Below are 14,164 nucleotides of genomic sequence, written 5' to 3' on the forward strand. Positions count from 1 at the left end.
CGCCTGGCAGCAACCTTCGCCTCACCCACCGAACACCACTCCGTGCATGAGCCGGCCTGGCAATAGCGTAAATGCCCCAGCCCCGATCAGCGCAAAGCAGAATAGACTGCCCATAATCATCCCGTGCTTGCGGTAATTGCGCGCACGCGCCGCGCGGATCGACACCCAAAGCCAGACCAACACCGCCGCCGACAGCAAGTGGATCGGACTCCACGCACCCACCAGCTTGATCTGATGGATCAGGAACGATGACAGCGCCACAAGCGCCATCGCCATGATCCATAGCCAGCCTACCGACCGGTGAGGTCCCGAACCGCGTTTAAGAAAGAACTGGAGCACACCCAGTCCCAAAGCCAGCATTGCTGCAGCAACGTGCACCTGGATCGCCGGACTTGCTTGTAAAAGCGGTTGAAGCGTCATTTCGCGCACTCCTCTTTGGCCAAACCCTTATGCAACTAGTTGCATATTAGACCTTGCCGGGGTCATTATGCAACAATGTGCATATCGAGTTCCTTTCGAACGGCAGTTTGTAAGTACTAACAACGGAGAACACCATGGCGCTTCGCTACGCCCTGCTCGCAGCCCTGCACGAATCCCCCGCTACCGGCTACGAGCTCACCCAACGCTTCCGCTCGCGCCTGGCGAACGTCTGGAACGCCAGCCATCAACAGGTCTATCGGGAACTGGGGAAATTACTGGAAGAAGGAAAACTGCTGGCGGAATCCGTTCCGCAGCCCGACAAACCGGACAAGAAGCGCTATCACCTCACCGTCGCGGGCCAAAAAGACCTGAAGCAGTGGCTGGACAAACCTCAACCGCGGCCACCAGCCAAGGACCCGTTCCTGGTCAAACTGTTTGCCGGGAATCTGGCGGATAAAGCCGTGCTGCAGGGCGAAGCCGAAAAGATGCGGGAGGAATGGGAGCGACAGTTGGCGTACTACCGGAGCATCGAAGAAGAATATTTTCAGCAGCCGGATGCGCTGCCGGCACATTACCGCTATCAATATCTGGCGTTGCGGCGCGGTATTACACAGGTTATCGCGAGCTTGGAGTGGCTGGATGAGTTGGAGAACGGCCTTTAACCATAGGGTTTCGGGACCGTTTAGCTGAAGGGTACTTATTTCGGGGCTGAAGAAGCTGGAAAGGCCTGGAGAACTTAGAGCCAATGTTGCTAGCAAAACGACAGGTCACCAATAGCTGTAGAACGCTTAATCTTTTGGAAGCGCCGTTGTCACCTGCAGGACGCTAGGCTAACTGTAGCGTTTAAAGATATTACGCCGTTCCAACTGACAGCTATGTTCCGCATTTCGGGGGCATCCCTTTCGTCTGACGAGGGCCATCCCATGACAATCCTGACCAGCTTCAACGATCCGTTGCTTACCCCTCTCTTGCATCGTCTTAGCGCTTACGCGCCTATTTCCGCATCCGATAAACAACGGCTTAATCAGCTTATCCATAGCAAAAAAATGTTTTCTCGCGGTGATTTCATACTTGAGACGGGGCAGACATCTGACAAGGTATTCGCGATTGCAAAAGGCTGGGCCGCCCATGAGGTGGTCACGGAAGAAGGTGATGTGTGCATCCTGGGCTTTCTGCTACCCGGCGATGCGTCCACATTCAATAGCCAACTCAATGCAGCGTCATACGTTTCGATTAAATGCCTGACCGAAGTCTGGGCCATATCGTTTCAGGCGGACGCCCTGAGAAAACTGCTGACCGATAGCGCAACCCTCACCAGGGCTTTCTCTCTCATGAGGATGACCAGCGAGAGCATCGACCGCGAGCTCATCGTTAATCTTCTGGCCAAGCCGGCCGATTACAAAATCGCGTCACTGCTGTGCGAACTCGGCGTGCGCGATGGCCGAGGTCAGCCGGATAGCCCCATCACACGCACAATACCGTTATCACAAGTTGCAATAGGTGCAGCTCTCGGACTTTCAAGCGTCCATGTAAACCGCGTCATCAGCCGCATGCAGCAGGAGGGATTGCTCAAGGTTCAGCATGGCTTCATTCACATCACGAATTGGGAGTTGATGACCCAGACATACCGCTTCGACAGCGCCTATATGACCCGGTACGACGTCAACCACCACAAGCGGGCACCCACGCCACCTGCCCGATTGGTACCACTATCCTACTAGGCTCGTAGCTTTGCGACGAGGAGATAGTGTCTTGTCCACAACGCTCCGGAATCGCCGACATACCGGATGGTAGATCCGGCTTCTCGGCCGCGCCTGGCCTTTTCTCTGCATCGCTTTTCGACGCCATTTTCGATTTCGAGGTTTACCTGCTCATAGCGCCCCGCGACGTTGAAGAAAGGGGCAGTCGTCCAGACGGCAATCACGATCACGTTAACCTCGATTAAGTGACGAGCTCCTTTTCTGTGTTTGACTGGATAAGTCGCTCCAAACGGCGCAAGGCTACCCACCAAAGGCAGCCCCTCCAACGGGCGACGCTGTCTTCACCCCGATATTCGCCGTCAGTACCCGAAAGCGCAGTTTAACCAACGATGTAGCAGTCAGAGACAAACAGAGCATCAGGACTCAAACACCGATCCAGCATTCATACGCAAACCCAACGAAAAGGATTGCCGACATGAAAGCACTAACCTGGCATGGAACACACGACGTTCGCGTCGATAACGTCGCCGACCCCAAGATTGAAGACAGCCGAGACGCCATCATCAAAGTGAGTGCGACCGCCATCTGCGGCTCCGACCTGCACCTGTACAACGGTTTGATGGGCGGCATGGAGGCCGGCGATGTGCTCGGCCACGAGTTCATGGGCGAAGTGGTCGAGACCGGTGCCGACGTACCCAACCTGAACAAGGGCGACCGCGTGGTGGTGCCTTTCACCATCGCCTGCGGCAGCTGTTTTTTCTGCAACCAGAGCCTGTATTCCCTGTGCGATGAATCCAACCCGAACGCGGACAAGGCTGCCGAAGTCATGGGCCATTCACCCTCCGCGCTGTTCGGCTATTCGCACCTACTCGGCGGCATCCCGGGCGGCCAGGCCGAGTACGTACGCGTACCCTACGCCGACGTTGGGCCACTGAAAGTGGAATCCGATTACACCGACGAGCAGCTATTGTTCCTGTCTGACATTTACCCCACCGGCTGGATGGCTGCACACAACGCCGACATCAAGCCCGGCGACACGGTAGCCGTTTGGGGCTGCGGACCGGTTGGCCAGTTCACCATCCGCAGTGCCTGGATGCTGGGCGCCGGACGCGTCATCGCCATCGACCGCGTACCGGAGCGGCTGAAACTGGCCAGCGATAAGGCCGGTGCGGAGACGATCAACTTCGAGGAACAGGACGTTTACGAAGCCCTGCTGGAAATGACCAAGGGCTATGGACCGGACCGCTGCATCGATGCCGTAGGCGCAGAGGCCCATGGCCAGGGTGACCCGGAAGCCGAACGCCGTAGCAGCGACTCGTCCGAGGAAAACCACCCTCACGCCCTTAACGAGATGATCAAGAGCTGTCGCAAGGGCGGCCATTTGTCGCTGCCCGGCGTATACACCAATGCGGTGGATAATTTCTCGCTGCATGGACTAATGAACAAGAGCCTGTCCCTCAAGAGCGGTCAGACCCACATGCAGCAGTACATGCCGCCGTTACTCCAGACGATCGAACAGGGGCTTATCGACCCGTCGTTCATCATCACCCACCGCCTGTCATTGGACGAAGCGCCGGACGGCTATGCCACGTTCAACGCCAAGAAGGACGGCTGTATTAAGGTGGTGATGACGCCGTAGGAAGTTCGGCGTCAAACCAGCCGGGTACCTATGGTCTCTACCATGGTTACCCGGCCGAACGCTCATGATTGTGTGGCTTGGAGCATAACCTTGGCCGTTCCAGGCGCAGAATCGTCGCTCAACCAGCAAGGAGGAGCTTGCCATGACGGCTACGACCCACCGAACGCATCGAAGTGCGTTGAACCCGCTTCACGCGGTATTACTCGCCGGAACCATTCCGCTATTTCTCGGGGCCCTGTTGAGCGATTACGCCTACGCGTCCACTTACCACATTCAGTGGAGCCTCTTCGCATCATGGCTGATCGCCGGGGGTCTGGTGTTCGCTGGGCTGGCACTACTGTGCGCGATCATCGATCTGTTTCGTGCCAACCGTCGACGCGGCTTGTATCTCGCCTACTTTGTCTTGCTTCTTGTCATCTGGATCGCGGGCTTCATCAACGCGCTGGTTCACGCCAAGGACGCCTGGGGCATGATGCCCACCGGCTTCATCCTGTCTATAGTCGTTACCGTGCTGGCCTGCGCGGCGACCTGGATCGGTTTCTCCAGTCTCAGTGCAGGAGGTAAGGAATGAAGATTTCTCGCATCTGTTACGTCACCGCCCTCTCGGCTTTTTTAAGCGCATGCGGCAATAACACCGCGGATTCGGAGCGCCAGTACGGACCAGACCCTCAGCTTCCCGAGCCCCAGCGCGGTCTCCTGCCCGGCATGACCGTTCCCGAACCCGCCGCATGGGGCGACCAGAAACCCACCGTACCCGACAACTACACGATTACGGCCATCGCCACCGACCTCAAGGTACCGCGCCAGACACTGGTGCTGCCCAACGGCGACATACTGGTGGCCGAAGGGAGCGGCGGTAATGCGCCGCTGTCGAAGCCCAAGGATGTCATCGCCGGCTACCTGAAATCGCAAGGCAGTACGCCAGTGAAAGGCGGTGACAGGCTCACTCTCCTGCGCGATTCTGATCAGGATGGCCGCTACGAGACGCAAACGGTCTTTGCCGAAAACCTCAACGCGCCATACGGGCTCGCCCTGATCGATAACGACCTGTTCGTTGCCAATCAGGACGCCTTGGTGCGGTTCGACTACGAGGAAGGCCAAACCAAGGCGAGCGGCCCGCCTGAAGAAGTGACGAAGCTGCCGTCAGAGATCAACCATCATTGGACCAAAGCGATGACGGCGGGTGCCGATGGACGCTTTCTCTACGTCGGCATTGGTTCAAACAGCAACATCACCGAGCGTGGCATGGCGGCAGAGGTCAACCGCGCAGAGGTCTGGCAGATCGATGCCGAGACAGGCGCGCACAAACCTTACGCCACCGGGCTGCGTAATCCGACCGACCTGACGATCCAGCCTGGAACAGACCAGCTATGGGCTGTAGTCAATGAGCGGGACGAGCTCGGACCGAACCTGGTGCCCGACTACCTGACGACGGTGCAGGAAGGCGGTTTCTACGGTTGGCCCTACAGTTACTGGGGGCAGCATGTCGATCACCGGGTCCGGCCCCAGAAACCGGAAAAGGTCGAATCGGCGATCGTTCCCGACTACAGCCTGGGATCCCATGTAGCCCCGCTCGGCCTGGATTTTTCCGTACCCGAGATGGGCGAAGAGTTCTCTGAGGGGGTCTTCATCGGTGAGCATGGCAGCTGGAACCGCGCGAATCCCGTCGGCTACAAGGTGGTTTTCATCCCCTTCAGTGACGGGCGTCCTGACGGCCAGCCGGTAGACTTTGCCACCGGATTTCTCTCAAGCGACGACAAAACCCGAGGGCGGCCGGTCGGTGTAACCGTGGACCCGCGCGGCGCCCTCATCGTCGCGGACGATCTCTCCCATACCATCTGGCGGATTACGCCGAAAGGAAACGAGTAAAGCGGATAGTGAAAAGGGGCGACAGGGATGCATTTCTACGGAGTATTCCCTGACGCCCCGCCTATCCTCATCGTCGGTCCGCCGAAGTGGTCTGCCCCGCCCCCATGGGCCGCTCATTCGACGCTGTTTCTTCGGTCAGATCAGTGCGCACGACCTGCCTCACCGGCGTACGCCTGATCGAATCGACCACCCGCCCGTCTGAAAGCGACTTCAAGACCCGGTACACTTCCCGGCCCATGGCCTCGAAGTCGATCGAGACGAAGCCCTGCACCAACCCGTCATGCAACAGCGCATAGTCCTCCGGGCGAAGTTCACCGGTCGCGCTGACAAAGACCCGTTTGTCCGAACCCAAGTGTTCTGCATATTCCGTTAGCACACTGCGCAAACGATCTGTATCCACCAACGGCCAGCCGCCCACCGAAACGACCGCGTCCGAATCCTCATAGGTAAATGCAGCGAAGATCTGGGTTACCGCCCGGCGGCTGTCATCCGCGTTGAACCAGGGACAACGGCCCGTCTCGAACCATCCGCTCTCGCCTTGTAGCGGTTGTGATGCGGTATCGATCAACTGGTCCGCCAGTGCCTCCCGCACACCGATCAGCCGCTGGTTAAGGTTGGTATCGAATGGACTCGCACTCATCAGGCAGAGAGAACCACTTCGCTTGAACTGGTTGACGATCTCACCCAGGCTGTAGCCGATCTCCTCGTTATCCGGTCCCACGTAGGCTTTCCGCAGATCCTGATACGGCGCAGGCATATCCGAATCGAAGGTGATAAAGGGAATGTTCCTGCCTTCCAGTTTGCGCAAACTGTGCTTGGCAAGAAACTCACCATTGGTGACCGAAATCGCGATGCCGTCCACCTCCTGCTCCAGCACCTGACGGACCACCTTATCCTGCGCCCGGAAATGCGCTGCACCGGAGGGACCAAGATGCATGCACGCATCCCCTTCTGCCCGGGCAGCCTCTGCGCAACCACGTGCCGCGGCGACGAAATTGGCATCATCGATATTCTTGCTGACCAGCACGAAGTTAAGCCCGTCACCCACTGCAGATTGGGTCAGGCAGAAAAGAAAACCAAGGAAGGAAAACTGCAACATCCGACGGACGTCCATATCCACCACCTCCGGTCTAAGAGCGAGCGGGATGTGACTTGTTGTCGTCTTTGATACGCCGATAGTGGGAGTATAGACCTGAAGACGGGTTTTCTGTGTGGCGGGCGTCTCACCAGGTGCAGGAGGGGCAGGATGACCGTGAAAGGCCCCCATAAAGCAGGGGCCCTTCGATTAGCGCAGCAAAACTATTAATCGTTCTGCTGCGGTTTTACGGACTTACCAGTGGCTGCGAATCTATCACCCTGGCGAGCATGGATTTACGATTACACCACGAACCGGGCCGACATATCCTTGAGCTCGCCTGCCAGCTTGGCGAGTTCTTCGCCTGAGCTCGTCACCTGGCTTATCGAAGCAGCGCTCTGCGCAGCCACTTCGCTAACGCCCGTGATATTGCGGTTAATCTCCTCAGCAACCGAATTCTGCTCCTCGGTCGCTGTAGCGATCTGCGTCGTGAGGTCCGTAATCTGGCCCATGCCAGCGCTAATGGCTTCCAAGGCCTGCCGTGCTTCTTCAGCTTGGCGACGGGCTTCTTCCGTCCTGGTGCGACTGGTTTCAATGGCCCCAACGGCCGCCCCGCTGCCAGCCTGGACTTTCTGTATGGTCGAAGCGATACGGTCGGTCGACTCCTGGGTTTTCTTTGCCAAAGAGCGCACTTCGTCAGCCACCACCGAGAAACCACGACCAGCTTCGCCGGCGCGGGCCGCCTCGATTGCAGCGTTCAACGCCAGCAAGTTGGTCTGGTCCGCAATGCTGGTGATGATATCGATCACCTCGCCAATGTCCGCCGCGTGACCATCGAGCTCCTGGATGACTTCGAACGCCTCTTCCATGGCAGTTGCAATAGCGCTGACGGCTCTTGCATTACCGGCGATGGTCTCGCGCCCTTTATCCGTACCGTCTTTCAGGGCCTGCGAAGTCACCGCCGATTCGGCCGCGTGACGCGCAACCTCTTGCACGGTGGCGCTCATCTGATTCATTGCGGTCGCCGCCTGGTCGGTTTCTGCACGCTGCCGGTCGATGCCTCTCTCGGTTTCCAGGGCCACCGTGGAAAGTTCCTCTGCGGCCGACGCGACCTGATTGGACGCGTCACGTAACCGCCCAAGCATACCCCCGAGCTGGGTGCGTAACTCCTCAGCACTGCGCGCGAGCAAGCCCACCTCATCGTTGGAGCGCTGGGTGACCGGGCGCGTAAAGTCACCCTTGGCCATGCGCTGGAGATCGTTAACAACCGTCTTTAAGGGAGCGGTGACTGTTCGACGCACGAGCCAGAAAAGCAGCACCGCCGATAGCACGATTGCAACGCCCATCGCGACCAGGCCGATCTTCAGTTGGGAAGCTGCGCCTGACTCTGTGAGTGCTGCCTTTTCCGCTGCACGCTCTTCTATAGTTCGGACGAGTTCGGCGAGCGCTTCTCGGACGGGCGCAGTGAGCCCCTCCAGTTCGCGATCCACGCTGTCAGCATCAAAGCCATTGTTATCGAGCTTGGTGCGAGCCTCGGCCATAATTTGCACCATCGTCCCGTGAGCTCGATGGAAACCTTGCAGCGCGGATGAAACTTTGGCATCGGAGAACTGCTCATCGAGTTCGCGAATGTTTTTTTCAACCCCTTTCCTTGAGTCCTCCACCAGCTCCCAATAATCGCGCCGCGCCCCAATATCCTCACCCCTGATGAGATAGTTTTTCCAGGCTAACGTTTCCGCAGCAAAACGACGTTGCAGATCGGTCGAATCGCCCATCTCGCCAGACAACTCTTCCTGTAGCGCATCAAAGTCCTTTACCGCGCCCCAGGTTTTCGACAACGCGAAAGATGCGGCAGCTACCAGGAGTATGAAACCCAGTGCGGCGGCACCGAGCAGCTTGTGTTCAACACTGCTAAAGAATTTGGACATGGGTGGCCCCGTAAAGACAAAAAGCTTTGAGTTTTAGCCAACCGCAGATCGCAATTTCGCTCCCGACGAGTCAAGCGCCCGGGCCAGCCAACGAATATATCGGCTTTAGATACGAAAGGTTTAGCAACTATTTTGGGGAGGGCGGGATGCTCACTGCGTAGAGGGCCGGCACCTATTCCCTTGCGGTCCTAACCAAGACGCCATCGATACCTCAAATTTGGCGTCGCTTGCCCGAACATAGTTCGTCTCGTATGGGTAGACATCGAGAACCCCGGGCATCAGGTGTATCGTGTGGAATGGTAGATATTAGGCAGGTGAACGGTGGAGTGTCGTGGCCGAACCAATTGTAAGTGACTTTAAGTCCGCAACGCCCACCCCGTTGTCGAAACCCGGACGTTAGCGCTCTGTATAGAGAAACGTTTCCTCTGCCCTAACGGCAACCTGATCCATGATTCCAGCACCTGCCAAAAAATACCGGCCTTGGATGTCTGAGGGATCAACCAGGCCCTTTCCGTACTTGCCGCCCGGTCGATAGTCCTCGATGAACCTGCGCAAATCGACGACATCTGCAAAATTCGACTGGTTAACATCGAAGCGACCGATGCTGCGGCTCAGGCCGTTTTGGCCGCGTTCGAGTTCAATCATCTCGATGACAGCATCGGCTACGAATTGCGCCGCGTACTCTACGCCGGCAGTTTTCAAGACATTGCTTATCGATGTGCGCTGGTGCTCGGTGAGCGAATCGGATCCCTCGATAACTTTAAGTTCTCCGTCCTGGATCGATAACCCCCAGTCCTTGTTTTTAACTGCGGTAGAGAGGCTTTCAACACCGGATACGTAGCTTAACTCCAGATCTACAGCGCGATTGCCAATCTCAAAGCCGAACAACTCCTGTACTCGATTGTAACGAGCCGTCATTGCTGCCGGAGATTCGATATTTTTATTGATCAAGCCTTGCACGTTGTACGTGCCGTCCCCCGGCGGAAGCACAGGCTCGTTTCTGTGATAAATCGTAGATGCCACTTCCTGCGCGATCTGTTGGCTGCCGTTGCCTTTAACCTCGGTGACGCGGGCCGAGCCATTGTCAAACATCTCCTGCATTCTTTGGAGGGCATACAACGTGTCGATTTTCATCCCCTGAATCTCCGAATGTCTATCCCTTGTCGTTTATCGGAAAGTGGCTCGATAACTTTAGTCACAAGCGTGAGAGCGGAACCTTTCCGCCAATCAGGACCATGTTCGCTGTACCGGTTTCGAGGTTATCCCGTGAGGCGGTTACCTGGTTGCGGACTGCGATTCGAGCGTTATCCTCAGACCTTCCTACTAAAGTTGACGACATGAGTGCCGATGAATGAGATAGGGACGACCATCGGAGATTTACGGATGAAAATAGATATTCCCGCTTCAATACAGATCCCGCAAAAGCTTTTCGATAACGGTCAGGCCAGAGTAACCACGGACGAGGCTAATACCAGCGAGGAGATGGCCGATCACGTTACCTCCGCGATTTATCACAAGAACGAGCCGGTAGTACCGTCGACCTACGGTAACCAACAGGTAAAAGGCTTTCATGCGTCATACATAGAAGCGCCTGACGCTATGATGGCGCGCACCGGCAAAGTGATCGGTATATTCACCACCGGTATAGGAGAGCGCTCAGTAGAGTTGGAAACCAGCTATATCATAGCGCTTGATGAGTTGTCCTCTGTCTTACGAGAGAAAGACTGGGGATTCTCCGTACAGGGAGGAAAGCTGAAGGTCATGGAAGGCTCTGATAGCTTGAGTGAAAAGGAGCTCCAGCTAATCACAAATGCCCTGGAAGAGGCTGGAGTTAATACTGCAGCTCACCATGTTGCAAATGCCGTGATCGAGATGATCCAAACCGATCGAGGGCCGGACGGTCTGAGTCGAGGCATTGGGCAATACGATGTCAATATCTCCAACTTCGCCGAAGTTGTGGACCTCCGTCGTCATATTGAAGAGCATCAACCAAGCGGTAAGTTTGGAAAGGGGCTCGTTAATCCAAACAACGTAGAAAGCCGTTACTACTTGAGCGGCATAGGGATCATGGATCAGGTAGCAGTCAAAGCCGACAAGAGCTTTCTCGCTCCGCACCGCTAGTACATGGGTTTAAAAGGCAGAACGAGGGATTCCAAAAATAATTCTGTATCGGCCTCCCGACTCCGACTTGCCCTAAATATCGCGTCAAAATATCGTAATGCTGGTAAAAAAAATAAGGGAGATAACGATGCCACTTGTCGCAAATAAGATGAATAAATTTCTTCAATTCGGAATTCTGCTCTGTGCGAGTGTACTTGTATCTCAGTCGGTTTACGCTGATTGGAAATACGTAGAAAATACCGATCCAATGACTGATGAGAACAAAAGCATTGCAATGACGAGTCATGGCAGAAATGAATCAGTTATCGTCAGATGTGACGGCAACAGTGACTACGACATAATTCTTAGTGTAGGCGAGTATCTCAATGATAATGCTCGCGTCCCTGTCCAATTTAGAATAGATGACAAAGAGCCATCGGAAGAACGAAGTTGGAGTCTGAGTACCGATGGAACAGCTGTTTTTGCCCCTTTACGGTACAAGAAAGAGCTCATTGAAGGGTTAAAAAATGGCAGTCAGATTGTAGTCCAGATTACTGACTATCGAGGATCAAAGCCGTTTTCGAAGTTCTCCCTTGCAGGATCTTCGGCCGCTATTAGTCAACTGACTTGCTTGTCGAATTAGGCAACTTAAACCGAGCCACAGACCGCTACGCCACAACTGAGCGCGTATGAGAACGCTGGGTATTCATGCGAGCAATTAAAGCTTGGTGCCCGGGGCCGGACTCGAACCGGCACGACCTAACGGTCAAGAGATTTTAAGTCTCCAGTGTCTACCAATTTCACCACCCGGGCAGCGGGGAGTGCTGGAAGGAGCGGGGATTGTATAAGTAGCTGTCTGGGATCGCAATCTTGCATCGTAAATTGACTAAATTCCGACCAAACCAGCCGTTCTAAGGCTGAACGCCCTACCCCCTACACTACCTTCCTGGCCACACCGTGATACATGTACCCGGCGATCCTCGGGGCGTGTTCGATGTACAGGTTCTCCAGGGATTCGATCTCGAAGCCCGACTCCTCGATCAGTTTGCCGATGGGCCGGTTCAGGTGGCAGCCGCCGGCGATTTTCTTCCAGACGGGCGTGATCCGATCCTGCCATTTGCGTACGCCCGGCTCCGGCGCGCGGCCGTGTTCGCAGAACAGGAGCTGACCGCCGGGTTTGAGGACCCTGCGCATCTGTTGCATGGCGAGATACCAATCTGGGATGGTGCACAGGGTGTATGTCAGGAGTACTGTATCCACACTGTTGTCGTCGAGCGGGATGCGTTCGCCGGGTAGATCCAGCCAACGGACTTTGACCGGCGATCTTGCGACGTTGTGGGCGGCCTTGCGGCGCATGCCTCTTGAAGGTTCCAGGCCCCAGACCAGGCTGACCTTGTCCGGGTCGTAGTACTGGAGGTTGACGCCTGACCCGAAGCCGACCTCAAGCACTTCACCGGTCGCCTTGGGAACCACCTGTTGGCGGAGTTTCATGATGGGCCCGATGGTGCAGGCCTGGTTGATCAGATGAGGCAGGACATGTTCTTCGTAAAATGACATTGGATCGCCCCGTTTCACACCTTATTATTGGATTGGTTTTTGGGAATCTTCTCGTAGGCCTTTGATTTCAAGACGTTGACTTAAATCAATATGCCTAGATGCTCGACAGGTAAGCTGAGCATAGAGTGTCGTCAAGGCTCTGGATAGAGCCATCAGCTCATTATAAGAGCCGTTAGCTCGATGAGAGAGCCATAAGCTCTTAAAAGAGCCAGGTGTTCTTGAAGGAACCAGGAGGCCATAAAAGAGCCTTCAGCACCTTCCAGAGCCATTATGCGCCACTCCAAGATGCCGGTAAAAACAAGACCTCAAATGGCATTTTCGTATTCGTTTGAGCGGCAGTTGCTGCAGCCAAGCCTGGCTTTGCCATCATTGTCACTTACCGGAGGTCCCTGTGGATCTAGATCCCGTTCTCCTTTCACGTATCCAGTTCGCCTTCGTCGTTTCCTTCCACGCGATTTTTCCGGTGTTCACCATCGGGTTGGCGTCCTACATCGCAGTCCTCGAAGGGCTGGCCTTCCGAACAGATAATCCCGCCTGGGTGAAGCTGTCGGCTTTCTGGACCAAAGTCTTCGCCATTGTCTTCGGCATGGGGGTCGTGTCCGGCATCGTCATGTCGTTCCAGTTCGGCACCAACTGGAGCAACTTCTCCCAGGCGTCGGCCAACTTCCTCGGGCCCATGCTCAGTTATGAGGTGGTGACGGCCTTCTTCCTGGAAGCGGCCTTCCTCGGGGTGTTGCTGTTCGGGCGTGACAAGGTGCCCAAGGGCGTACACCTGATGTCCGCGATCATGGTGGCGACGGGGACCTTCATCTCGGCGTTCTGGATACTGTCCGCCAATAGCTGGATGCAGACCCCGGCCGGCGTTGAGTTACGTGAGGGCATGTTCCATGTGACTTCCTGGTCCGAGGCGATCTTCAATCCCTCCTTCCCCTACCGCTTTGCCCACATGATCGTGGCCTCGTTCCTGACCGGCAGCTTCGTGGTCGCGGGCGTGAGCGCCTGGTACCTCCTGCTGGGCCGCGAGGTGGAAGCCAACAGGAAGGCGCTGTCCATGTGCCTGTGGCTGATCCTGGTGCTGGCGCCGGCCCAGGCGGTGATCGGTGACTTCCACGGTTTGAATACCCTGGAGCACCAGCCGGAGAAAGTCGCCGCCATGGAGGCCAACTGGGAAACCCAGTCCAACGTGCCGCTGCTGCTGTTCGCCATTCCCGACCAGGAGAACCAGACTAACCATTTCGAAATTGGCATCCCCAGCCTGGCCAGCCTGATCCTGACTCACGAGTGGGATGGCGTGGTTCCCGGGTTGAACGAAGTCGCTCCTGAGAACCAGCCGCCGGTGTGGATTGTGTTCTGGAGCTTCCGGATCATGGTCGCCATGGGCGTGCTGATGGTCCTGGCTGCGCTGACAGGCCTCTTCCTGCGCAAAGGCGGCCGCGTGTACCAGACCAAGTGGTACCTGCAGTTCCTGCGCGTCATGAGTATCGCGCCGTTCCTGGCCGTGCTCACCGGCTGGTTCGTGACCGAGACGGGCCGGGCGCCCTGGCTGGTCTACGGGATCATGAATCAGGCGGATGCAGTGACACCGTCGCTTTCCGGCTGGATGGCCCTGTTCACGCTGATCGGCTACATCATCGTCTACGCGCTGGTATTCACGGCCGGCGTCTACTACCTGTTCCGTGTGTTGCAGGTTGGACTTGAAGGTGACGACTCCATCGACGAGGAACATGACCGCCCGATGCGTCCGTTCTCTGCGGCTCACGTGTCCTTCGAATACGAGCCCTATCCGGGCGTCGAGAAGGATATGAACCTGTCTCCTGCGGGCGTGCCGCCTACAGGCTCTTCTTCCAGCTCCTCATCCAAGAACGGAGGCCAGTAA

General features: G+C 56.4%; 13 protein-coding genes and 1 tRNA gene. 8 read left to right on the top strand and 6 right to left on the bottom strand.

Going from position 1 to position 14,164, the window contains the following annotated elements:
• Positions 1-21: 21 nt before the first annotated feature.
• Positions 22-420, bottom strand: coding sequence for a DUF2306 domain-containing protein (locus RE428_RS12340; protein WP_004582324.1), 399 nt, complete (start codon positions 418-420; stop codon positions 22-24).
• Between the two features lie 134 nt (positions 421-554).
• Between RE428_RS12340 and RE428_RS12345 the strand changes: the two genes are divergently transcribed.
• The 5 genes from RE428_RS12345 (at position 555) to RE428_RS12365 (ending at position 5,628) form a co-directional block, all read left to right on the top strand.
• Positions 555-1,082 carry a PadR family transcriptional regulator gene (locus tag RE428_RS12345; RefSeq protein ID WP_004582325.1) on the top strand — a complete coding sequence of 176 codons (528 nt, stop codon included), beginning with the start codon at positions 555-557 and terminating at the stop codon, positions 1,080-1,082.
• A 261-nt stretch (positions 1,083-1,343) separates the two neighbouring features.
• Entirely contained in the window at positions 1,344-2,141 is a 798-nt protein-coding gene (locus RE428_RS12350) for a Crp/Fnr family transcriptional regulator (protein WP_004582326.1), read from the top strand.
• 454 nt (positions 2,142-2,595) lie between these two features.
• Positions 2,596-3,759, top strand: coding sequence for a zinc-dependent alcohol dehydrogenase (locus tag RE428_RS12355; protein ID WP_004582327.1), 1,164 nt, complete (start codon positions 2,596-2,598; stop codon positions 3,757-3,759).
• A gap of 142 nt (positions 3,760-3,901) precedes the next feature.
• Positions 3,902-4,330: a DUF2231 domain-containing protein gene (locus tag RE428_RS12360; RefSeq protein ID WP_004582328.1), complete on the top strand. Its 429-nt coding sequence runs from the start codon at positions 3,902-3,904 to the stop codon at positions 4,328-4,330.
• A complete protein-coding gene (locus RE428_RS12365) occupies positions 4,327-5,628 on the top strand; it encodes a PQQ-dependent sugar dehydrogenase (protein WP_004582329.1) in 1,302 nt (433 codons plus the stop codon). Before RE428_RS12360 ends, RE428_RS12365 begins: the two co-directional genes overlap by 4 nt.
• A 67-nt stretch (positions 5,629-5,695) precedes the next feature.
• On the opposite strand, the gene RE428_RS12370 is transcribed toward RE428_RS12365, so the two are convergent.
• The 3 genes from RE428_RS12370 to RE428_RS12380 form a co-directional block, all read right to left on the bottom strand.
• A complete protein-coding gene (locus RE428_RS12370) occupies positions 5,696-6,742 on the bottom strand; it encodes a substrate-binding domain-containing protein (protein ID WP_004582330.1) in 1,047 nt (348 codons plus the stop codon).
• Between the two features lie 263 nt (positions 6,743-7,005).
• Positions 7,006-8,541 (bottom strand): methyl-accepting chemotaxis protein, encoded by a 1,536-nt coding sequence (locus tag RE428_RS12375; RefSeq protein ID WP_205624619.1) that lies wholly within the window; start codon positions 8,539-8,541, stop codon positions 7,006-7,008.
• A 486-nt stretch (positions 8,542-9,027) separates the two neighbouring features.
• Entirely contained in the window at positions 9,028-9,765 is a 738-nt protein-coding gene (locus RE428_RS12380) for a hypothetical protein (RefSeq protein WP_004582332.1), read from the bottom strand.
• Positions 9,766-10,014: 249 nt separating this feature from the next.
• Here RE428_RS12380 and RE428_RS12385 point away from each other — a divergent pair, with 249 nt between their 5' ends.
• Together RE428_RS12385 and RE428_RS12390 are read left to right on the top strand one after the other, a co-directional pair.
• Positions 10,015-10,752 carry a hypothetical protein gene (locus RE428_RS12385; RefSeq protein ID WP_115840343.1) on the top strand — a complete coding sequence of 246 codons (738 nt, stop codon included), beginning with the start codon at positions 10,015-10,017 and terminating at the stop codon, positions 10,750-10,752.
• 127 nt (positions 10,753-10,879) lie between these two features.
• Positions 10,880-11,374, top strand: a complete 495-nt coding sequence (locus RE428_RS12390) for an invasion associated locus B family protein (protein ID WP_004582334.1) — start codon at positions 10,880-10,882, stop codon at positions 11,372-11,374.
• A gap of 83 nt (positions 11,375-11,457) precedes the next feature.
• Here RE428_RS12390 and RE428_RS12395 read toward each other — a convergent pair.
• Both RE428_RS12395 and RE428_RS12400 read right to left on the bottom strand, forming a co-directional pair.
• Positions 11,458-11,544: transfer RNA gene (locus RE428_RS12395), tRNA-Leu, on the bottom strand.
• Positions 11,545-11,664: 120 nt separating this feature from the next.
• Positions 11,665-12,288 carry a class I SAM-dependent methyltransferase gene (locus RE428_RS12400; protein ID WP_004582335.1) on the bottom strand — a complete coding sequence of 208 codons (624 nt, stop codon included), beginning with the start codon at positions 12,286-12,288 and terminating at the stop codon, positions 11,665-11,667.
• 391 nt (positions 12,289-12,679) lie between these two features.
• On the opposite strand from RE428_RS12400, the gene RE428_RS12405 reads away from it, so the two are divergent.
• Entirely contained in the window at positions 12,680-14,164 is a 1,485-nt protein-coding gene (locus RE428_RS12405) for a cytochrome ubiquinol oxidase subunit I (RefSeq protein WP_004582336.1), read from the top strand.

It is taken from the genome of Marinobacter nanhaiticus D15-8W (assembly GCF_036511935.1).
Classification (GTDB): domain Bacteria; phylum Pseudomonadota; class Gammaproteobacteria; order Pseudomonadales; family Oleiphilaceae; genus Marinobacter_A; species Marinobacter_A nanhaiticus.

What these genes read in the sequence shown, in the direction of transcription:
- RE428_RS12355 (WP_004582327.1), top strand. Translation starts at nt 2,596, where the DNA reads ATGAAAGCACTAACCTGGCATGGAACACACGACGTTCGCGTCGATAAC.
- RE428_RS12385 (WP_115840343.1), top strand. Translation starts at nt 10,015, where the DNA reads ATGAAAATAGATATTCCCGCTTCAATACAGATCCCGCAAAAGCTTTTC.
- RE428_RS12340 (WP_004582324.1), bottom strand. Translation starts at nt 420, where the DNA reads ATGACGCTTCAACCGCTTTTACAAGCAAGTCCGGCGATCCAGGTGCAC.
- RE428_RS12400 (WP_004582335.1), bottom strand. Translation starts at nt 12,288, where the DNA reads ATGTCATTTTACGAAGAACATGTCCTGCCTCATCTGATCAACCAGGCC.
- RE428_RS12345 (WP_004582325.1), top strand. Translation starts at nt 555, where the DNA reads ATGGCGCTTCGCTACGCCCTGCTCGCAGCCCTGCACGAATCCCCCGCT.
- RE428_RS12370 (WP_004582330.1), bottom strand. Translation starts at nt 6,742, where the DNA reads ATGGACGTCCGTCGGATGTTGCAGTTTTCCTTCCTTGGTTTTCTTTTC.
- RE428_RS12390 (WP_004582334.1), top strand. Translation starts at nt 10,880, where the DNA reads ATGCCACTTGTCGCAAATAAGATGAATAAATTTCTTCAATTCGGAATT.
- RE428_RS12350 (WP_004582326.1), top strand. Translation starts at nt 1,344, where the DNA reads ATGACAATCCTGACCAGCTTCAACGATCCGTTGCTTACCCCTCTCTTG.
- RE428_RS12365 (WP_004582329.1), top strand. Translation starts at nt 4,327, where the DNA reads ATGAAGATTTCTCGCATCTGTTACGTCACCGCCCTCTCGGCTTTTTTA.
- RE428_RS12380 (WP_004582332.1), bottom strand. Translation starts at nt 9,765, where the DNA reads ATGAAAATCGACACGTTGTATGCCCTCCAAAGAATGCAGGAGATGTTT.
- RE428_RS12360 (WP_004582328.1), top strand. Translation starts at nt 3,902, where the DNA reads ATGACGGCTACGACCCACCGAACGCATCGAAGTGCGTTGAACCCGCTT.